Genomic DNA, 21,376 nt, shown 5'->3' with positions numbered 1-21,376 from the left:
CACACGACGCTGCACCTAAATGCATTTCGGGGAGAACCAGCTATCACGGAGTTTGATTGGCCTTTCACCCCTAACCACAGGTCATCCCCCAGGTTTTCAACCCTGGTGGGTTCGGTCCTCCACGAAGTCTTACCTCCGCTTCAACCTGCCCATGGCTAGATCACTCCGCTTCGGGTCTTGAGCGCGCTACTGAATCGCCCTGTTCGGACTCGCTTTCGCTACGGCTTCCCCACACGGGTTAACCTCGCAACGCACCGCAAACTCGCAGGCTCATTCTTCAAAAGGCACGCAGTCACGACATACAAGCAAGCTTGCATGCGACGCTCCCACGGCTTGTAGGCACACGGTTTCAGGTACTATTTCACTCCGCTCCCGCGGTACTTTTCACCATTCCCTCACGGTACTATCCGCTATCGGTCACCAGGGAATATTTAGGCTTAGCGGGTGGTCCCGCCAGATTCACACGGGATTTCTCGGGCCCCGTGCTACTTGGGTGTCTCTCAAACGAGCCGCATGAATTTCAGCTACGGGGGTCTTACCCTCTACGCCGGACCTTTCGCATGTCCTTCGCCTATCCATACGGTTTCTGACTCGTCCTGTCGCCGGCAGACGACAGAAGAGAGATCCCACAACCCCGCATGCGCAACCCCTGCCGGGTATCACACGCATACGGTTTGGCCTCATCCGGTTTCGCTCGCCACTACTCCCGGAATCACGGTTGTTTTCTCTTCCTGAGGGTACTGAGATGTTTCACTTCCCCTCGTTCCCTCCACATGCCCTATGTGTTCAGGCATGGGTGACAGCCCATGACGACTGCCGGGTTTCCCCATTCGGAAACCCCCGGATCAAAGCCTGGTTGACGGCTCCCCGGGGACTATCGTGGCCTCCCACGTCCTTCATCGGTTCCTGGTGCCAGGTTCGCCGGTGGAACGTCCGCCGTCCATGGCAGGCAGACCTGGGGGAGCGCCCTCATCGGGTGGGGGGAAGGGCCTCCCACCGGACCGGAAGGGAGGAGTGACCACGTCTCTCACCTGCGACGCACCGCACACCCGCCGGAACCGCCGTCCGGCGCTCCCCCAGGTCTGCCTGCCATGGACGGCGGACGTTCCACCGGCGAACCGGACTCGTTCACCTGATCGGAGCAACGCCGTTACCGACGTGATCACCGGGTCCCTAGAGTGCGACGTATCCTGCTCGGACACAGCCCGCCGAGCCGGCCGGCCAGCGGCACCACCCCGCCCGTCATCCGGACCAAGAGCTCGTCGAAGATCCCTTGACCGCTGACACACGCAGACCCGGCTGACAACCAGCCGGCGCATCTGAGCAAGCGCCCCGCGGGGCGAACGTGGCCGTTCGACTGGAGTGAAGCACGTGGCCGGGCGCATCGAGGATTACGCACTCATCGGAGACATGCAGACCGCTGCCCTGGTCTGCCGGGACGGCAGCGTCGACTGGCTGTGTCTCCCCCGATTCGACTCCCATGCGATCTTCGCCGGGCTGTTGGGGACCGAGGAACACGGCTTCTGGCGGGTGGGCCCGGCCGGACCCGCCGACGCCGAGCCGGCCCCGGCCGACCGGCGCCGCTACCGCGGCGACTCGCTGATCCTGGAGTCCGAGTGGGACACCCCGCGCGGCACGGTCCGGGTGACCGACTTCATGCCGCCGCGCGACGGGGCGCCGCAGCTGATCCGCATCGTCGAGGGCGTCTCCGGCCGGGTCCGGATGCGCTCCTCGCTGCGCATGCGTTTCAGTTACGGGCGGATCGTGCCGTGGGTCCACAAGGTCGGGGAGCGCACGGTGGCCGTTGCCGGGCCCGACTCGGTGTGGCTGGACACCGACGCCGAGACGCACGGCAAGGACCTCACGACGTACTCGGACTTCACCGTGAACCCGGGCGACCGGATCACGTTCACGCTGTCCTGGCAGCCCTCCCACAAGGAGCCGCCGGCCCTGCCGGACCCCGAGGGCTCCCTGGAGGCGACCGCCGACTTCTGGCGCGAGTGGGTCGACCACTGCACGTACCACGGCCCCTACCGGGAGGCCGTGATCCGCTCCCTGATCACCCTGAAGGCGCTGACGTACGCGCCGACCGGCGGGATCGTGGCCGCGCCGACCACCTCGCTGCCCGAGGAGATCGGCGGCGTCCGCAACTGGGACTACCGCTACACCTGGCTCCGCGACGCGGCGATCACCCTCTCCTCGATGCTGCGCACGGGCTACCGCGAGGAGGCCCGCGCCTGGCGGGACTGGCTGCTCAGGGCGGTCGCGGGCGACCCGGAGAACCTGCAGATCATGTACGGCATCGCCGGCGAGCGGGAGCTCGGCGAGGCGGAACTCGACTGGCTGCCCGGGTACGAGAACTCCGGCCCGGTCCGGGTCGGCAACGGCGCCGCCAACCAGCTCCAGCTGGACGTGTACGGCGAGGTCACCGAGGCCCTCCACCTCGCCCACATGACGGGCCTGTCCCGCAACGACTACGCCTCGCTGCTGCAGATCAAGCTGATCAACTACCTGGAGAAGCACTGGGACCAGCCCGACGAGGGCATCTGGGAGGTCCGCGGCCCGCGCCGGCACTTCGTCCACTCCAAGGTGATGGCCTGGGTGGCCGTGGACCGCACGATCAAGCTCATCGAGTCCGGGGACGCCGACGGCCCGCTGGAGCGCTGGCACGCGCTGCGCGACGACATCCACCGGGACGTCTGCGAGAAGGGCTACGACCCGGAGCGGAACACCTTCACCCAGTCGTACGGCTCCAAGGAGCTGGACGCCTCGCTGCTGCTGATCCCGCAGATGGGCTTCCTGCCGCCGGACGACAAGCGGGTCATCGGCACGATCGAGGCGATCCAGCGCGAGCTGTCCACGGAGGACGGCTTCGTCCTCCGCTACCCCACCTCCGGCGAGGAGGCGGGCGTCGACGGCCTGGAGGGCGACGAGGGCGCGTTCCTGGCCTGCTCGTTCTGGCTGGCCGACGACCTGGCGATGATCGGCCGGGTGGACGAGGCGCGCTCGCTCTTCGAGCGGCTGCTGGCGCTCCGCAACGACCTGGGGCTGCTCGCCGAGGAGTGGGACCCGCGCCTCCAGCGGCAGGTCGGCAACTTCCCGCAGGCGTTCAGCCACGTGCCGCTGATCGACACCGCGCTGCGGCTGACCGCGAGCGGGGCGTACGGCGGCTGAGCCGCCGCCCGCCCCCACGGGCGGGGCGTGCCGGGGGGGGGAGGCTCCCTCCGGCACGCGCGGAAGGAGCCCCGGACCTACGATGAGAGGGTCCGGTCCCCCCGTACGAAAGGGGGGTTCCCATGGGCCCCCACATCTCCGAGAGCGCGCTGGCCGGCCTCGTCGAGGACCTGGCGGGCGAGGTGATCGTCCCCGGCGACCCGCGCTACACCGAGGCGCGCGCCCTCCACAACGGCATGATCGACCACCGGCCCTCGGTGATCGCCCAGTGCGAGAGCCAGGCGGACGTGTCCAACGCCGTTCTCTTCGGCCGCTCGTGCGACCTCCCGATCGCGGTCCGCGGCGGCGGCCACAGCGTCGCCGGGACGTCGGTGATCGACGGCTCGCTCGTGGTCGACCTCCGGCGGATGCACCCGGTCGTGGTGGACCCCGAGGACATGACCGTACGCGTCGGGGGCGGGGCGACGATCGGGCAGCTGGACCACGCCTGCGAGCCCTTCCACCTCGCGACCACCGGCGGGCGGGTGTCCACCACCGGGATCGGCGGCTTCACCCTGGGCGGCGGATCCGGCTGGCTGGAGCGGAAGTTCGGGCTGGCCAGCGACAACCTGCTGGCCGCCGACCTGATCACGGCCGAGGGCAAGCACGTCCACACGGACGCCGAGGAGCACCCGGATCTGTTCTGGGCGCTGCACGGCGGCGGCGGCAACTTCGGGGTGGTGACCTCGCTGACGCTGCGGCTGCACGAGCTGCCGCGGATGAGCATCGTGATGCTGTTCTTCCTGCCGGACGACGCGCCGGAGGTCGTGCGTACCTTCCGGGACATCGCGGAGAGCGCCCCGGACGAGGTGGGCGGCGGGGCGATCTACCTGCCGGCGCCGCCGGAGCCGTTCGTACCGCCGGAGCTGGTCGGCCGGCTGCTGTGCGCGACCCTGCTCACGTACGCGGGTCCGGCCGAGGAGGTACGGGACCTGGCGTCGCCGCTCTTCGCCCTCGGGCCCGCGATCGAGGTCGTGGCGGACCTCCCGTACACGCAGCTGCAGTCCATGCTCGACGACCCGCCGGGGCTGCGGAACTACTGGTCGGCCGAGTACCTCACCTCCCTCCCGGACGAGGCCGTGGACGTGTTCTGCGAGCGGGGCGCGGCGATCCCGCTGCCCGCGGCGACCCAGCACGTGGTGTTCATGCAGGGCGGCGCGGTGGCGGCCGGGGCGGACTCCTACCCGCAGCCGTGGCGGACGGCTCCCTGGGCCGTGCATCCGTTCGCGATCTGGGAGGACCCGGCGATGGACGAGGCGGAGATCCGGTGGGTGCGGGACGTGCGGGCCGACGCCCGGCCCTGGGCGATCGACTCCGTCTATCTGAACTTCGTCGGCTCCGAGGGCGAGCAGCGCGTGGTGTCCTCCTTCGGCGAGGAGAACTACCGTCGGCTGGCCGCAGTGAAGGCCGTGTACGACCCCGACAACGTGTTCCGCTTCAACCACAACATCGTCCCGGCCGGCTGAGCGGCCGGGGTGACGCAGGCCACAGTCGGCAGGTGGTCGGGCAAGTGGCTCCGCGGGTCGACGAGTTGTCGCCCCCGTGGACGAACCGTCCGGTTCCCGTGACCGTGGGGTGATGTCGTGGGAACGCGGACGCGGGTAGCGTCCGGCCCCATGGACAATCAGGGCGGGATCACCGTGCAGCGGGCGCTCGAACTCCCGGGGCTGCGCGGCGGGCTCCCGGAGGTGATCGCCGGCGCGGACCGGTTGCACCGCACGGTGCGCTGGGTGCACGCGGGCGAGGTGCCGAACATCGCGTCGCTGCTCAAGGGTGGTGAGCTGCTGCTGACCACCGGCCTCGGTCTTGGCACCCGGCCGGCCGAGCAGCGCGCCTTCGTACGGCGGCTGGCCGACCGGGGCATCGCCGCGCTGGTGGTGGAGCTGGGGCCGCGCTTCGCCCGCCTCCCCGCGACGATAGTGGAGGCCGCGCGGGCCGCCGGCCTGCCCCTGGTCCAGCTGCACCGCGAGGTCCCCTTCGTGGCGGTGACCGAGGAGATCCACACCGAGATCGTCAACGGTCACTACGCGCTGCTGCGGCAGGCCGAGGAGGTCCACCGGCAGTGCACGGAGGCGCTGCTCGGCGGCGGCGGCATCCCCCAGGTGCTGCGCATCCTGTCGGACTTCGCCGCCAATCCGGTCTTCCTGGAGACCGCCGACGGTCAGCTGCTGTACGCGGCGGGCACCGAGTCCGGGCCCGCCGACCCGCTCCAGGTCTGGGACGGGCTGCGCGGCGGGCGGGCGGCGCGCGAATCGGGCCCGCCCAGCGGCACGGTCCTGGTGGACGTGCCGGGCGGCGGCCCGGGGACGGCGTCGGTACGGGCGCGCCTGGTCCTGCTGTCCGTGTCCGGCGCGCTCTCCCCCGTGCACCGGATGGCGGCCGAGCGCGCGGCGGGCCTCCTCGCGGTCGTGCTCATGCAGGCGCGTCAGGAGGAGGAGCTGGCGGCGCGCGGCCGGGGCGACTTCCTGACGGACCTGGCGGAGGGCCGGATCACGGCCGAGGACGCGCCGGCGCAGGCGCGGGTCCTCGGCTTCAAGCCGGGTGACGGCCCGCTGCTGCCGGTGGTGATGCGCCTGGCGTCCGAGCTGTCGCCCTCGGGGAACTGGGCCCTGCTGGCCCGCGCGGTCCTGGAGGAGCTGTCCTCCGTCGGCGTGCCGGTCCTGCTGGGGGTCCGCCCGGTCGAGGGCCGGGTGCCGCTGCTGCTGGGCCTGCGGTCGGAGTCGGAGCGCACGGCGGTGGCGGACCGGGTCGCGGCGGCGCTGCGCGCGGGCGTGGAACGCGCCGGCCTGGAGCGCGCCGGGGTGCATCCCCCGGTCGTCGTGGTGGGCGTCGCCGGCAGCTGGGCGGCGGCGTCGGCGGGGCTGCGGCACGCGGCGGAGACGGCGACGGCCGCCCAGGGCCTCTCGGACCGGCCCTGGTACGACGCCCGGCGCCTCGACATCGACCTGCTGCTGTGGCGACTCCACTTCCACGGGGACACGGTGCTGGCGGCCTTCGTGGACCGGGCGATCGGCCCGCTGCGGGACCACGACCGCACGTCCCGCCCGCCGCTGCTGCCGACGCTGGAGACGTATCTGGCGCACGCGGGCCGCAAGGCGGAGACGGCCCGCGAACTGCACCTCAACCGGCAGACCCTCTACAACCGGCTGGCCCGCATCTCCGAACTCCTGGGCACGGACCTGGACGACCCCCAGACCGTGCTGGCCCTCTCGCTGGCCCTGAGGGCCCGCCGCCACACGCCGTAGGACTCGCGCCCGTCCCYCGCACGGGGGACGGGCGCGCTACCGCCCCGCCAGCTCGTCGTACACGCTGAGGACGTGCGCCACCGTCTCGTCCTCCGTGGGCCAGGTCCGGGCCTGCACCCGTCCCGCCGCCGCGAGGTCCATCCGCCGCTCCACGTCCTCAAGGAGCCCCCGCACCGCCCCGGCGAGCGCTTCCGGGTCCCCGTACGGCACCAGTTCGGCCGCGTCGCCGACGAGTTCGGGCACCCCGCCGACCGCCGTGGCGACCAGCGGCACCCCGAGCCGCAGCGCCTCCTGGGCGAGCAGGGACCGGGCCTCCCACCGCGAGGGCAGTACGGCGACGTCGGCCGCCGCGAGCAGTTCGGCGACGTCCTCCCGCCGCCCGATGAGGCGTACGGGCAGGTCTTCGGCCGCGATCTGGCGCTGGAGGGCGGCCCGTTCGCGGCCCTCCCCCGCGATGACGAGCAGCGGCTGCGGGTCGAGGTCCCGCCACGACCGGGCCGCCGCGAGCAGCGTCCGGTAGCCGCGGCCGCGTTCCAGCGCTCCGACCGCCATCAGCAACGGTCTTTCGACCGCGCCCAGTTCGGCGCGGGCCTTGCCGTCGTGGAGGCAGACGGGGCCGCGGGCGGGCGGGGCGGTGACGGGGGCGAGCCGGGCGTCCCTGGCCCCGCGGCGGCGGGCCCGGTCGACGAGTTCGGAGGAGGTGCCGAGGACGACGGTCGCGGCCCGCGCGGTCCGCCGCTCCAGCAGCCGGAGCATCCCGCCCTGCGCGGCCCCGCGGGCCTGCGGGCGACTGTCCCAGGTGGTGACGAGCGGGGCGCGGTCCCCGCCGCCGGAGAGCGCGAGCGCGGCCCGCACGGAGGCTTGGAGACCGTGTGCGTGGACGACGTCGGCGCCGATGCAGGCGTTGCGGAGGGCGGCGACGGTCGCGGGGTCGCCGAGGCGGGGCAGCGGCACGAAGTGCGCGCCGGCCCCCAGGTAGTCGTAGACGCGGTCGAGTGCGGCCGGGGCGCACACGGTCACCCGCACGCCCCTGGCCACCAGCCCCGAGGCGAGTGATCGGACGTGAGCGCTGCTGCCCGCGCCGCCGCCGCCCAGCACTTGGACCGTACGGAGCTGTGTCACGCGCCCAAGGATGCCAGCCCGTACCGCCGACCGTACGCACGTTCCGGCGCCGAAGTGGCGTCGTTCCCCTGTACGGAAGGCGTACGGCCCCGGCACCCGGCCCGCGGGTTCACCCACTTGAGGGAGCGCACGATCAACGCCGCACGCCCCCGGGCTGTCGCGGGCCCCACCGGGCCGCCACCGGACCGCGCCCACGGCCCGGCACCCGGCCCGCCCGGCAGGCCCGGCCGCCCGGCAGGCCCGGCGCCCCGTCACCTCCCGGCGGCGTCAGCCGTCCGCGCGGGCGGTGGCGAGCAGCTCCTCCGCGTGGGCCCTGGCCGTCTCGGAGTCCTCCTGGCCGGCGAGCATCCGGGACAGCTCCCGTACCCGCTCCTCGCCCTCCAGGACCGTGACGCCCGACCGGGTCACGGACCCGTCGTTGGTCTTCTCGACGAGCAGCTGCCGGTCCGCGAACGCCGCGACCTGCGGCAGGTGGGTGACGACCACGACCTGCGCGGTCCTGGCGAGCTTGGCGAGCCGGCGGCCGATCTCGACCGCCGCCTTGCCACCCACTCCGGCGTCCACCTCGTCGAACAGGTACGTCGGCACCGGGTCGACCCCGGCGAAGACGACCTCGACCGCCAGCATCACCCGGGACAGCTCACCGCCGGACGCGCCCTTGGCGATCGGCCGCGGCGGCGCCCCGGGGTGCGGGGCGAGCAGCAGCTCGACCTCGTCGGCGCCGGAGGGCCCGTAGGCGACCCGGCGGCCGTCGACCTCGACGCCGTCGGCGTCCTCGGTCTGCCGGATGTCGAAGGACACGCGCGCGTGGGGCATGGCGAGCGAGGCGAGTTCGGCGGTGACGGCGTCGGCGAACCGCTCGGCGGCCTCCGTCCGCGCGTCGGTCAGCCGCTGCGCGAGCACCGACAGCTCGTCGCGCAGGCGGTCGCGTTCGGCGGTGAGCTCCTCGATGCGGTCGTCGTCGCCGTCCAGCTCGCCGAGCCGGCCCGCGCTCTCCTCCGCCCAGGCGAGGACGGTGGCGATGTCCTCCCCGTACTTCCGGGTCAGCTGCGTGAGCGCCGCCCGCCGCTCCTCGACGGCGGCGAGCCGCAGCGGGTCGGCGTCCAGGTCGTCGGCGTAGCCGGCCAGCTCGGTGGCCACGTCGCCGAGGAGGATGGAGATCTCCCCCATCCGGTCGGCGAGCGCGGCGAGCGCCGGGTCGTGGGACCGTACGGCCTCCAGGGCCCGGCCGGCGCCCGCGACCAGGGTCGTGGCGTCGACGGACTCGGGATCCTCGGGGACGCCGGCGAGCGCGGCGTGCGCGAGCGCGGCGGCGGAGGCCAGGGCCTCGGCGTGCCCGAGCCGCTCCGCCTCGGCGGCCAGCTCGACGTCCTCCCCGGCGCGCGGGGCGACCGCCTCGACCTCGCCGAGCCCGAAGCGCAGCAGATCGGCCTCCTGGGCCCGCTCCCGGGCCCGGGTGGTGATCTCGTCCAGTTCCCCGGTGACGGCACGCAGCCGCCGGTACGCCTCCGCGTAGGCGGCGAGCGGCGCGGAGACGGCCTCACCCGCGTACCGGTCGAGCGCCCCGCGCTGCCGGGCCGGCTTGAGCAGGCCCTGCTGGTCGGTCTGGCCGTGGACGGCGACGAGTTCGTCGGCGAGCTCGGCGAGCACCCCGACGGGCACGGAGCGCCCGCCCAGGTGGGCGCGCGAGCGTCCCTCGGCCGAGACGGTGCGGCTGACGAGCAGCACCCCGTCCTCCAGCTCCGCACCGGCCTCCTCGGCGCGCACGGCGGCGGACGCGCCCGCGGGCACGCTGATCCGCCCCTCGACGACGGCCGAGGCCGCGCCGATCCGCACCAGGGCCGCATCGGCCCTGCCGCCGAGCAGCAGGCCCAGGCTGGTCACCACCATGGTCTTGCCCGCACCGGTCTCACCGGTCACCGCGGTGAAGCCGGGCGACAGCTCGACCACCGCGTCGTCGATGACCCCGAGCGACCGTATCCGCATCTCCTCCAGCACGCCCCAGACCATACGAGGTTTCCCGGGTGCGATGCGACATCACCCCCGGGCGTGACTCTCCGGCGTGCCGCTCGTTCGCCCCTCTCGGGGCCCGGGGCGGGTACGGCTGCGGGCGGGCGCGCCACCGGCCGGAACCGGCCTGCGGCGCGCCCCGCGTCAGCGGGCCCCGCCGCGCCAGCCGGACACGGGCAGGGCGAACTTCGCCACGAGCCGGTCCGTGAAGGAGGCGTGGTGGAGCCGGGCGAGCCTGACCGGGACGGCGCCCCGCCGCACCTCGACCCGCGCTCCGGCCGGGAGTTCCACCGTCCGCCGCCCGTCGCACCACAGCACCCCGTGCGGGGTGTGCGGCTCGACCTCGACGGCGAGCACCGACTCGGGGGTGGTGACGAGCGGCTTGGCGAAGAGGGCGTGCGCCCCGATCGGGACCATGAGCAGCGCCTCGACCTCGGGCCAGACGACCGGGCCGCCCGCCGAGAAGGCGTACGCGGTGGAGCCGGTGGGTGTCGCGCAGATCACGCCGTCGCAGCCGAAGCCGGTGACCGGGCGCCCGTCGATCGCGAGGACGACCTCCAGCATCCGTTCGGGGGACACCTTCTGCACGGCCGCCTCGTTGAGCGCCCAGTCGCGGTGCAGGACGTCGCCGTTCTCGTAGACGACGACGTCGAGGGTCATCCGCTCCTCGACCTCGTACGCCTTCGTCACGACCCGGTCGACGACCTGGTCGAGGTCGTCCCGCTCGGCCTCCGCGAGGAAGCCGACGCGGCCGAGGTTGACGCCGAGCATCGGGACGCCGGAGGCGCGGGAGAACTCCGCGCCGCGCAGCAGGGTGCCGTCACCGCCGAGGACGACGAGGAGTTCGCAGCCGTCGAGCGCGTCGGAGCAGTCCTCCTTGACCTTCTCGACGGACGGCGGCAGCGGCAGGTCCGCCGCCTCGCCCTCCAGGACGCGGACGCCGATGCCGCAGCGCAGCAGTCCGAGGACGACCAGTTCGGCGCTGCGCACGGCGGCCGGCCGGCCGGTGTGCGCGAGCAGGAAGACGGTACGGGTTGCGGTCTCTGGTGCTGCTGCCGTTGAGCTCAACGAGGTCCTTCCGCCACGGCGCGGTCGACATCCGCCGGATCCAGCGCGGGCGCCCCTGCCCGCAGCCACAGAAAGTACTCGACGTTGCCGGAGGGGCCGGGCAGCGGGCTGGCGGTGACGCCGAGGACGCCGAGGCCGAGTTCGGCGGCGCGCCGGGCGACGTTCTTCACCGCGTCGGCGCGGAGTTCGGTGCTCCGCACGACCCCGCCGGTGCCGAGCCGCTCCTTGCCCACCTCGAACTGCGGCTTCACCATGAGAACGAGGTCGGCGTCGGGGGCCGTGCAGGCCGCGAGGGCGGGCAGGACGAGGCCGAGCGGGATGAAGGAGAGGTCGCCGACGACGAGGTCGACGGGCACGCCGTCGATCGCGTCGAGTGTCAACTCCCGGACGTTCGTGCGGTCCTTCACGGTGACGCGCTCGTCGCTCTGCAGCGACCAGGCGAGCTGTCCGTAGCCGACGTCGACGGCGACGACGTGCGCGGCGCCCGCGCGCAGCAGGACGTCGGTGAAGCCGCCGGTGGAGGCCCCGGCGTCCAGGGCCCGCCGGCCCTCGACCTTCAGCCCGAGCGGGACGAAGGCCTCGAAGGCCCCCGCCAGCTTGTGGCCGCCGCGCGAGACGTAGTCGGGGTCGGAGTCGTCCTGGACGACGACGATGGCCGCGGCGGTCTCGACCTGGGTGGCGGGCTTGGTGGCGACGGTCTTGCCGACGGTCACCCGGCCCGCGGCGATCAGCTGGCTGGCGTGCTCGCGCGAGCGCGCGAGCTTGCGCCGGACCAGCTCGGCGTCGAGTCGGCGGCGTGCCACTCCTGCCACGTTCGGTTCAGCTCCTGTTGTCGTGCGGACGAGGGGCGGAATGCGCGTCCAGCGAGGTCAGCTCGGCGCGCAGCCCACGGTGTACATCCTCGTACACCTCCGGGTGCCCGTCCGCCGGGAGGTCGTCGACCTCGGCGAGACGCGCCAGGTGGGCGTCGACCCCGGGGTGCCCGGTGAGCTCCCGTACGACCTCCAGCGGCGCGGCCGCGGCGGGCTCCCGGGCGCCTTCCCGCAGGGCCTCCGCGTCCGGGGCCCCGGCCTCGGGGAGGGCGTCCACGGGCTCGGGCCCGGCCATCGCGTCGTTCATGGTCCCGACGCTACCGCGAACCCCTGGGGTACGGTCGACGGCGATGGCGACGATCACGGAGTGCCGCGCGGCACTCGACACACTCTCGGACAACCTGGCGCGCGCGGACGGCGACGTCCGGGGCGCGGCGGCGTTCGACCGCACCCTGAGCTGCCACATCACCGACCTGGACACCACGTTCACGGGCCGTCTCGCGGACGGCCGGATCGAGGTCGTGTCCACGGTGCCGGGCCCGCCTCCGGGCAAGGCGCAGATCCGGCTCGCGATGACCGGCGACGACCTGGTGTCGATGGTGCGCGGGGACCTGAACTTCGCGAAGGCCTGGGCCTCGGGCCGGGTCAGGCTGGAAGCGGGCTTCCGCGACCTGCTCCGCCTCCGCTCCCTCCTCTAGCGGGGCCCGGCGAGGGACGGACCAGCCCCAGGTCACGCGGGGCGGCCCGAGGGCTCACCCCCCGGCGACCGGCTCCGCCACCTGCCGCGGGACACGCGCCTTCCGCCCGGCGGGCACGACCAGCGGCGTCCCCGTCTCGGGGTCGGCGATGACCTGGCAGCGCAGCCCGAAGACCCGCTCGACCAGCTCGGCCGTCACCACCTCGGCCGGCGGCCCCTCGGCGACCACCTCGCCGTCGCGGACGGCGATGAGGTGGGTCGCGTACCGGGCGGCGTGGTTGAGGTCGTGCAGCACGGCGACGAGCGTCCGCCCCTGCGTCTCGTGCAGCTCGGCGCAGAGGTCGAGGACGTCGATCTGGTGCTGGATGTCGAGGTACGTCGTCGGCTCGTCAAGCAGCAGCAGCGGCGTCTGCTGGGCGAGCGCCATGGCGATCCAGACGCGCTGCCGCTGACCGCCGGAGAGCTCGTCCACGTACCGCTCGGCCAGCTCGGCGACGCCCGTCGCCTCCATCGACTCGCGGGTGATCCGCTCGTCCTCCGGCGACCACTGCCGCAGCAGCCCCTGGTGGGGGTAGCGCCCGCGGGCGACGAGGTCGGCGACGGTGATCCCGTCGGGCGCCACGGAGGTCTGCGGCAGCAGCCCGAGGGTCTTGGCGACCTTCTTCGCGGGCATCGACTGGATCGACTGCCCGTCGAGCAGGACGCGCCCCTCGCTGGGCTTCAGCATCCGGGACAGCGCGCGGAGCAGGGTGGACTTGCCGCAGGCGTTCGGCCCGACGATGACGGTGAACGAGTGGTCGGGGATCTCGACGGACAGCTCGCGGGCGATGACCCGCTGCTCGTACGCCAGGGTGACCGATTCCGCGCTCAGCCGCTGCTGCCGACCATCCATGACCGTACTCCCGTACCCGCTGCCTCGATGAAGTTAGGTTAGCCTACCCAATTTCTCGGCCGGGCCGGATGTCAGAGCCCCAGCCGCGCGAGCACCTTGCCCGCGTCCGGAGCCTCGCCGTCCGCCGCGTCCGCCGCCGTCCAGGCGGCCCCGCACAGGGCGCGCACGGCGTCCACGGGGTCCGCCGCACCGGCTCCCGCCGGGCCGTCGAGCACCAGCTCGCCCCCGCGCGGCGCACTCACGGAGGCCCGCCAGTCCCCGCACACGAAGCTCCCGTCCTCCTCCACGACCACCTCGGGCTGCCCCACGAGCAGCCCCCGCAGATCGGCCGCGACATAGGTCGGCCGGTGCTCCGGCACGGCCCGCAGCAGCTGCGCCGCGTCCGTCACCCCGGTGAAGACGAGCAGCGAGTCCACCCCGCCGTTGAACGCGCCCTCGATGTCCGTGTCCAGGCGGTCCCCGACCACCAGCGGCCGCCGCGCGCCCGTCCGCAGCACCGTCTCCCGGTGCATCGGCGGCAGCGGCTTCCCCGCGACCTTCGGCTCCACCCGGCCGCCCGTGGCGATCCGTACGACCTCGACCGCCGCCCCGTTCCCGGGCCCGATCCCCCGCGCGCCGGGAATCGTCAGGTCCGTGTTCGACGCGTACCAGGGAAGCCCCCGGGCCACCGCGTAGCTCGCCTCCGCGAACCGGCCCCACGGCATGTCGGGCCCGCCGTACCCCTGCACCACGGCCACCGGCTCGTCCTCCGCCGAGTCCACCGGCACCAGGCCGCGCTCGCGCAGCGCCACCCGCAGCCCCTCGCCGCCGATGACGAGGATCCGGGACCCGGACGGCACGTCGTCGGCGATCAGCCGGGCCACGGCCTGCGCCGAGGTGATCACGTCCCCCGCCTCGGCGGGCACCCCCAGCTCGGTGAGGTGCTCGGCCACCGCGTCGGGCGTCCGCAGCGCGTTGTTGGTGACGTACGCCAGGTGCATCCCGCCGTCCCGGGCGGTCCCGAGCGCCTCCACGGCGTGCGGAACGGCCTCCCCGCCCGCGTAGACGACCCCGTCCAGGTCGAGGAGCGCCGTGTCGTACGCCTCGCTCAGCGGCTCCGTGCTGCCCGCGGGCCGCCGCCTGACCTCGTCCTGCCGCTCCTGGCCGTTCCGCACCGTCACCGCGCACTCCTCGTCTCGCCGGGTGGGTTCCCCACTCCCCCGATCATCGCTCATCATCCCGGCCACATACGATGACGAGATGAACACCTCAGGTCACGCGGCCGACGACGTCCGCGACGACGCAGCCGGCCTGCGCCTGGCGCCGTTCCGCGGGCTCCGTTACGTCCCCGAGCGGGTCGGCAGCCTCGCCGCCGTGACGTCCCCGCCCTACGACGTCGTCGTACGACCTGACGGACTCCTTCATCTGGAGTCCGCCGACCCCCACAACATCGTCCGGCTGATCCTCCCGCAGGCGATCACCGCCGGCACCCGGCACCGCAAGGCCGCCGTCACCCTCGACCGCTGGCTCGCGGAAGGCGTCCTCGCCCCCGACCCGGAGCCCGCGCTCTACGTGTACGAGCAGCTCGGCGACGGCATCCTGCAGCGCGGCATCATCGGGGCCCTGGAGCTCTCCACCCCGGCGGAGGGCGTCGTCCTGCCCCACGAGGACGTCATGCCGCATGTCGTCGAGGACCGGGCCGCCCTGATGCGGACCACCGCGGCGAACCTGGAGCCGCTGCTCCTCACGTACGTCGGCGAGGCGGACGGGGACGGCGCCGACGACGTCGTCGAGCGGACCGTCCGGCGCCCGCCGCTGCTCGCGACCACCACGGAGGACGGCTTCCACCACCGCCTCTGGGCGGTGACCGACCCGGCCGAGCAGGCCGCCGTCTCCACCGGGCTCGTCCGCCACCAGGCCCTGATCGCCGACGGCCACCACCGCTGGGCGACGTATCTGCGCCTCCGCGAGGAGCACCCCTCCCCCGGCCCGTGGAACTACGGCCTGGTCCTCCTCATCGACACCACCCGCTACCCGCTGAGGGTCCGCGCGATCCACCGGCTCCTGAACCGCCTGCCGCTCGCCGACGCCCTCGGGGCCCTCGACGGCTCCTTCCGGGTACGCCGGGTCGACCAGCCCCTGCGGGCGGCCATGGAGGTCCTCGCGGAGGCGTCCGCCGAGGGCAACGCCTTCCTCCTGGCCGGCGACGGCGGCTTCCACCTCGTCGACCGCCCGGACCCCGCGCTGCTCGAACGCACGATCCGCACGGACCGCCCGGACGCCTGGCGCACCCTGGACGCCACGGTCCTGCACTCGACGCTCCTGGAACACGTCTGGCACATCCCGGACGCGCCCGAGGACATCGCGTACATCCACGACACCGAGGCCGCGGTCGAGCAGGCGGAGCGCCGCGGCGGTACGGCGGTCCTGATGCATCCGGTACGCGAGGAAGTCGTACGGGACCTGGCCCGCCAGGGCGTCACGATGCCCCGCAAGTCCACCTCCTTCGGCCCGAAGCCGGCGACGGGCCTGGTCCTGCGAAGCCTGGCGCTGGACTGAGAGGTCCCGGAGAACGCGAAAGGGCGGCACCCGCAGGGGTGCCGCCCTTCTCAGCTACCGACCGGATCAGCTCTTGTCGCCGACGCTGTCGTCACTGCCGTCGAGGTCGTCGTCCTCGTCCTCGTCCTCGTCGAGGTCGGCGTCGGCGTCGGCGTCGAGGGCCTCGCCCCGCTCCTCCGCCTCCCGCTCGTCCTCGTCGAACGCGTCGACGAACTCGATGCCGTCCATCTCGGCGAGGCGGTCGGAGGCGTCCGTGGAGCCGTCCTTGTCGGCCTCAAGGGCCTTGGCGAACCACTCCCGCGCCTCGCGCTCACGGCCGGCGGCGAGCAGCGCGTCGGCGTAGGCGTAGCGCAGGCGCGCGGTCCACGGGTGAACGGCGCTGGAGGCGAGCTCGGGGCTCTGCAGCGTCACGATGGCCGCGTCGAGCTGGCCGAGGTCCCGGCGGGCGCCGGCGGCCACGAGCCGCATCTCGACCTGACCGGCCTTGTCCAGCTTCTGCACCTCGGGCTCACCGGCCATGGCCAGCGCGCGCTCGGGACGGTTGAGTCCGCGCTCGCAGTCGGCCATGACGGGCCACAGCTCCACGCCCCCGCTCATCCGGCGGGCGGCACGGAACTCGGCGAGCGCCTCGGAGTACTTCTGCGTGGCGTACGCGGCGAAGCCGGCGGCCTCGCGCACGGCGGCGACACGGGAGGCGAGCCGCAGGGCGACCCTGGAGTAGTCGTACGCCTTCTCCGGGTCCTCGTCGATCAGCTGGGCGACCATGACGAGGTTGCGCGAGACGTCCTCGGCGAGCCCCTTGGGCAGGCTCATGAGCTCCTGGCGCACGTCCGGGTCGATCTCCTCACCGGTGACCTCCGGGGGGATCGGCAGCCGCTTGATGGGCGCGCGGTCGCTGCGCTCGCGGTCGTCACGGCGCCCGAAGCCACCACGGTCGTCGCGCCCGCGGTACCCACCACGGCTGTCGCCACCGCGGTCGTCGCGACGGAAGCCGCCGCCACCGCGGTTGTCCCCGCCACGGTCGTCACGGCGGAACCCGCCGCCGCCACGGTTGTCGTCCCGACGGAAGGAGGACGGACGCTCGTCACGCCGGTCGTCCCGACGGAACCCGCCGCCGCGGTTGTCGCCACCACGGTCGTCACGCGAGGGGTACGAGGGCCGGTCGTCCCGACGGAACGACGAAGGACGCTCATCACGCCGGTCATCGCGACGGAACCCGCCGCCGCGGTTGTCCCCGCCACGGTCGTCACGCGAGGGGTACGAGGGCCGGTCGTCCCGACGGAACGACGAAGGACGCTCATCACGCCGATCGTCACGACGGAACCCACCACCGCCACCACGGTTGTCCCCGCCACGGTCATCGCGACGGAACCCACCGCCACCACGGTTGTCACCACCACGGTCATCGCGACGGAACCCACCGCCACCGCGGTTGTCACCACCACGGTCATCGCGACGGAAGCCACCACGGTTGTCGTCCCGGCGGTCGTCACGGGGGAAGGAGGGCCGGTCGTCGCGACGGAAGCCGCCGCCACCACGGTTGTCGCCACCGCGATCGTCGCGACGGAACCCACCGCCGCCACGGTTGTCGCCGCCACGGTCGTCACGACGGAACCCACCGCCACCACGGTTGTCACCACCACGGTCGTCACGACGGAAGCCACCACGATTGTCGTCCCGGCGGTCGTCACGGGGGAAGGAGGGCCGGTCGTCCCGACGGAACGACGACGGACGCTCGTCACGCCGGTCATCCCGACGGAAGCCACCACCACTGCCGCGGTTGTCGCCACCACGGTCATCGCGACGGAAACCGCCCCCAGCACGGTTGTCCCCGCCACGGTCGTCACGACGGAAGCCACCGCCACCACGGTTGTCCCCGCCGCGATCGTCACGACGGAACCCACCGCCACCACGGTTGTCGCCACCGCGATCGTCACGACGGAAACCGCCACCGCGGTTGTCCCCGCCACGGTCATCGCGACGGAAGCCACCACCACCGCGGTTGTCGTCACGGCGGAAGCCGCCGCCGCCACGGTTGTCCCCGCCACGGTCATCGCGACGGAAACCGCCGCCACCGCCACGGTTTTCACCACCGCGATCGTCACGACGGAAACCACCACCGCGGTTGTCACCGCCACGGTTGTCGTCACGGCGCGGCCCACGGTAGCCGCCCCGGTCGCCGCCGGCGCCGGCCCCGTCCCTGCGACGCGGCTCGCGCTCCGGACGGTCGTCGGGAGAGTTGGTGGACATCGACGTGACTCCTGTCTTCGGGTACTGCAGTCATTCTCGCGCAGCCGGCACTCGGCCGCGCATCGGAAAAGTCAAGCAAAAAACAAAAGGACCCCTGGTCCCAGTTGCTTCAGAACTAACACAGTGGACGCGAGCAACTGAGGACAAGCCCTCGGCCTATTAGTACCGGTCAGCTCCACCCATTACTGGGCTTCCACATCCGGCCTATCAACCCAGTCGTCTACTGGGAGCCTTACCCTCTCAAGGAGGTGGGAATACTCATCTCGAAGCAGGCTTCCCGCTTAGATGCTTTCAGCGGTTATCCCTCCCGAACGTAGCCAACCAGCCATGCCCTTGGCAGGACAACTGGCACACCAGAGGTTCGTCCGTCCCGGTCCTCTCGTACTAGGGACAGCCCTTCTCAATATTCCTACGCGCGCAGCGGATAGGGACCGAACTGTCTCACGACGTTCTAAACCCAGCTCGCGTACCGCTTTAATGGGCGAACAGCCCAACCCTTGGGACCGACTCCAGCCCCAGGATGCGACGAGCCGACATCGAGGTGCCAAACCATCCCGTCGATATGGACTCTTGGGGAAGATCAGCCTGTTATCCCCGGGGTACCTTTTATCCGTTGAGCGACGGCGCTTCCACAAGCCACCGCCGGATCACTAGTCCCGACTTTCGTCCCTGCTCGACCCGTCGGTCTCACAGTCAAGCTCCCTTGTGCACTTACACTCAACACCTGATTGCCAACCAGGCTGAGGGAACCTTTGGGCGCCTCCGTTACCCTTTGGGAGGCAACCGCCCCAGTTAAACTACCCATCAGACACTGTCCCTGATCCGGATCACGGACCGAGGTTAGACATCCAGCACGACCAGAGTGGTATTTCAACGGCGACTCCACAACCACTGGCGTGGCTGCTTCAAAGTCTCCCACCTATCCTACACAAGCCGAACCGAACACCAATATCAAACTGTAGTAAAGGTCCCGGGGTCTTTCCGTCCTGCTGCGCGAAACGAGCATCTTTACTCGTAGTGCAATTTCACCGGGCCTATGGTTGAGACAGTCGAGAAGTCGTTACGCCATTCGTGCAGGTCGGAACTTACCCGACAAGGAATTTCGCTACCTTAGGATGGTTATAGTTACCACCGCCGTTTACTGGCGCTTAAGTTCTCAGCTTCGCCCTGTCGAAACAGAGCTAACCGGTCCCCTTAACGTTCCAGCACCGGGCAGGCGTCAGTCCGTATACATCGCCTTACGGCTTCGCACGGACCTGTGTTTTTAGTAAACAGTCGCTTCTCGCTGGTCTCTGCGGCCACCCCCAGCTCACGGAGTAAATCCGATCACCAGTGATGGCCCCCCTTCTCCCGAAGTTACGGGGGCATTTTGCCGAGTTCCTTAACCATAGTTCACCCGAACGCCTCGGTATTCTCTACCTGACCACCTGAGTCGGTTTAGGGTACGGGCCGCCATGAAACTCGCTAGAGGCTTTTCTCGACAGCATAGGATCATCCACTTCACCACAATCGGCTCGGCATCAGGTCTCAGMCTTAATGTGTGACGGATTTGCCTAYSWSACGKCCTACACCCTTACCCCGGGACTACCACCGCCCGGGCTGGACTACCTTCCTGCGTCACCCCATCGCTTACCTACTACCACCTTGGATCGACGGCTCCACCACTTTCCTTTCCCCGAAGGGTCCGGAACGGCTTCACGGCCTTAGCATTAATGGATTCGATATTGGGCGTTTCAAAGCGGGTACCGGAATATCAACCGGTTGTCCATCGACTACGCCTGTCGGCCTCGCCTTAGGTCCCGACTTACCCTGGGCAGATCAGCTTGACCCAGGAACCCTTAGTCAATCGGCGCACACGTTTCTCACGTGTGTATCGCTACTCATGCCTGCATTCTCACTCGTGAACCGTCCACAACTCGCTTCCGCGGCTGCTTCACCCGGCACACGACGCTCCCCTACCCATCACAACACCCGTTGGGGCTATACGCTGCAATGACACGACTTCGGCGGTACGCTTGAGCCCCGCTACATTGTCGGCGCGGAATCACTTGACCAGTGAGCTATTACGCACTCTTTCAAGGGTGGCTGCTTCTAAGCCAACCTCCTGGTTGTCTCTGCGACTCCACATCCTTTCCCACTTAGCGTACGCTTAGGGGCCTTAGTCGATGCTCTGGGCTGTTTCCCTCTCGACCATGGAGCTTATCCCCCACAGTCTCACTGCCGTGCTCTCACTTACCGGCATTCGGAGTTTGGCTAAGGTCAGTAACCCGGTAGGGCCCATCGCCTATCCAGTGCTCTACCTCCGGCAAGAAACACACGACGCTGCACCTAAATGCATTTCGGGGAGAACCAGCTATCACGGAGTTTGATTGGCCTTTCACCCCTAACCACAGGTCATCCCCCAGGTTTTCAACCCTGGTGGGTTCGGTCCTCCACGAAGTCTTACCTCCGCTTCAACCTGCCCATGGCTAGATCACTCCGCTTCGGGTCTTGAGCGCGCTACTGAATCGCCCTGTTCGGACTCGCTTTCGCTACGGCTTCCCCACACGGGTTAACCTCGCAACGCACCGCAAACTCGCAGGCTCATTCTTCAAAAGGCACGCAGTCACGACCACACGACGCTGCACCTAAATGCATTTCGGGGAGAACCAGCTATCACGGAGTTTGATTGGCCTTTCACCCCTAACCACAGGTCATCCCCCAGGTTTTCAACCCTGGTGGGTTCGGTCCTCCACGAAGTCTTACCTCCGCTTCAACCTGCCCATGGCTAGATCACTCCGCTTCGGGTCTTGAGCGCGCTACTGAATCGCCCTGTTCGGACTCGCTTTCGCTACGGCTTCCCCACACGGGTTAACCTCGCAACGCACCGCAAACTCGCAGGCTCATTCTTCAAAAGGCACGCAGTCACGACCCATTGAGTAAACTCAATGAGCGACGCTCCCACGGCTTGTAGGCACACGGTTTCAGGTACTATTTCACTCCGCTCCCGCGGTACTTTTCACCATTCCCTCACGGTACTATCCGCTATCGGTCACCAGGGAATATTTAGGCTTAGCGGGTGGTCCCGCCAGATTCACACGGGATTTCTCGGGCCCCGTGCTACTTGGGTGTCTCTCAAACGAGCCGTCAATGTTTCAGCTACGGGGGTCTTACCCTCTACGCCGGACCTTTCGCATGTCCTTCGCCTACATCAACGGTTTCTGACTCGTCTCACAGCCGGCAGACTGTGAAAGAGAGATCCCACAACCCCGCATGCGCAACCCCTGCCGGGTATCACACGCATACGGTTTGGCCTCATCCGGTTTCGCTCGCCACTACTCCCGGAATCACGGTTGTTTTCTCTTCCTGAGGGTACTGAGATGTTTCACTTCCCCTCGTTCCCTCCACATGCCCTATGTGTTCAGGCATGGGTGACAGCCCATGACGACTGCCGGGTTTCCCCATTCGGAAACCCCCGGATCAAAGCCTGGTTGACGGCTCCCCGGGGACTATCGTGGCCTCCCACGTCCTTCATCGGTTCCTGGTGCCA

The 21,376-nt window shown here is 70.6% G+C and carries 13 protein-coding genes, 1 rRNA gene, 1 pseudogene and 1 other annotated feature (1 of these 16 running past the window's edge); of the genes and pseudogenes, 5 read left to right on the top strand and 10 right to left on the bottom strand.

What is annotated here, in order from left to right; translation table 11 throughout:
• Positions 1-942: a sequence feature (23S ribosomal RNA rRNA prediction is too short), on the bottom strand (it extends 329 nt beyond the left edge of the window).
• A 429-nt stretch (positions 943-1,371) separates the two neighbouring features.
• From EAO70_RS25475 to EAO70_RS25465, 3 genes are all read left to right on the top strand, one after another.
• Positions 1,372-3,174 (top strand): glycoside hydrolase family 15 protein, encoded by a 1,803-nt coding sequence (locus EAO70_RS25475; protein WP_148005071.1) that lies wholly within the window; start codon positions 1,372-1,374, stop codon positions 3,172-3,174.
• A gap of 122 nt (positions 3,175-3,296) precedes the next feature.
• Positions 3,297-4,679 (top strand): FAD-binding oxidoreductase, encoded by a 1,383-nt coding sequence (locus EAO70_RS25470; RefSeq protein ID WP_148005070.1) that lies wholly within the window; start codon positions 3,297-3,299, stop codon positions 4,677-4,679.
• 150 nt (positions 4,680-4,829) lie between these two features.
• On the top strand, positions 4,830-6,458 hold the full coding sequence (locus EAO70_RS25465) for a PucR family transcriptional regulator (RefSeq protein WP_148005069.1): 1,629 nt from the start codon (positions 4,830-4,832) through the stop codon (positions 6,456-6,458).
• Between the two features lie 36 nt (positions 6,459-6,494).
• On the opposite strand, the gene EAO70_RS25460 is transcribed toward EAO70_RS25465, so the two are convergent.
• From EAO70_RS25460 to EAO70_RS25440, 5 genes are all read right to left on the bottom strand, one after another.
• Complete coding sequence (locus tag EAO70_RS25460) at positions 6,495-7,580, bottom strand: glycosyltransferase family 4 protein (protein ID WP_148005068.1); 1,086 nt, start codon at positions 7,578-7,580, stop codon at positions 6,495-6,497.
• 267 nt (positions 7,581-7,847) lie between these two features.
• Positions 7,848-9,590, bottom strand: a complete 1,743-nt coding sequence (gene recN / locus EAO70_RS25455) for a DNA repair protein RecN (protein WP_148005067.1) — start codon at positions 9,588-9,590, stop codon at positions 7,848-7,850.
• Positions 9,591-9,734: 144 nt separating this feature from the next.
• Positions 9,735-10,658 carry an NAD kinase gene (locus tag EAO70_RS25450; RefSeq protein ID WP_148005066.1) on the bottom strand — a complete coding sequence of 308 codons (924 nt, stop codon included), beginning with the start codon at positions 10,656-10,658 and terminating at the stop codon, positions 9,735-9,737.
• The gene (locus tag EAO70_RS25445; RefSeq protein ID WP_030315644.1) at positions 10,655-11,470 is read right to left on the bottom strand and encodes a TlyA family RNA methyltransferase; all 816 of its coding nucleotides are present in this window, start codon (positions 11,468-11,470) and stop codon (positions 10,655-10,657) included. The genes EAO70_RS25450 and EAO70_RS25445 overlap by 4 nt, the downstream gene beginning before the upstream one ends.
• Positions 11,471-11,477: 7 nt before the next feature.
• Positions 11,478-11,777 (bottom strand): hypothetical protein, encoded by a 300-nt coding sequence (locus tag EAO70_RS25440; protein WP_261993021.1) that lies wholly within the window; start codon positions 11,775-11,777, stop codon positions 11,478-11,480.
• A 43-nt stretch (positions 11,778-11,820) separates the two neighbouring features.
• Between EAO70_RS25440 and EAO70_RS25435 the strand changes: the two genes are divergently transcribed.
• Positions 11,821-12,168 carry an SCP2 sterol-binding domain-containing protein gene (locus EAO70_RS25435; RefSeq protein WP_148005065.1) on the top strand — a complete coding sequence of 116 codons (348 nt, stop codon included), beginning with the start codon at positions 11,821-11,823 and terminating at the stop codon, positions 12,166-12,168.
• Between the two features lie 54 nt (positions 12,169-12,222).
• Here EAO70_RS25435 and EAO70_RS25430 read toward each other — a convergent pair whose 3' ends face one another.
• Entirely contained in the window at positions 12,223-13,059 is an 837-nt protein-coding gene (locus EAO70_RS25430; protein WP_148005064.1) for an ABC transporter ATP-binding protein, read from the bottom strand.
• 71 nt (positions 13,060-13,130) lie between these two features.
• Complete coding sequence (locus EAO70_RS25425; RefSeq protein WP_187284014.1) at positions 13,131-14,219, bottom strand: HAD hydrolase-like protein; 1,089 nt, start codon at positions 14,217-14,219, stop codon at positions 13,131-13,133.
• Between the two features lie 79 nt (positions 14,220-14,298).
• Between EAO70_RS25425 and EAO70_RS25420 the strand changes: the two genes are divergently transcribed.
• The gene (locus EAO70_RS25420) at positions 14,299-15,597 is read left to right on the top strand and encodes a DUF1015 domain-containing protein (protein ID WP_148005063.1); all 1,299 of its coding nucleotides are present in this window, start codon (positions 14,299-14,301) and stop codon (positions 15,595-15,597) included.
• Positions 15,598-15,663: 66 nt separating this feature from the next.
• On the opposite strand, the gene EAO70_RS38535 is transcribed toward EAO70_RS25420, so the two are convergent.
• From EAO70_RS38535 to EAO70_RS25405, 3 genes and pseudogenes are all read right to left on the bottom strand, one after another.
• On the bottom strand, positions 15,664-16,470 hold the full coding sequence (locus tag EAO70_RS38535; protein WP_222723480.1) for a tetratricopeptide repeat protein: 807 nt from the start codon (positions 16,468-16,470) through the stop codon (positions 15,664-15,666).
• Between the two features lie 501 nt (positions 16,471-16,971).
• Positions 16,972-17,829, bottom strand: a pseudogene (locus EAO70_RS40460) (hypothetical protein); the annotation flags it as partial.
• Between the two features lie 156 nt (positions 17,830-17,985).
• Positions 17,986-21,376, bottom strand: a 23S ribosomal RNA gene (locus EAO70_RS25405).

The sequence above is a fragment of the Streptomyces sp. adm13(2018) genome (genome assembly GCF_008042145.1).
Classification (GTDB): Bacteria; Actinomycetota; Actinomycetes; order Streptomycetales; family Streptomycetaceae; genus Streptomyces.
The sequence above is the reverse complement of the archived record's forward strand: the minus strand, read 5'-3'. Positions and strand labels throughout refer to the sequence as shown.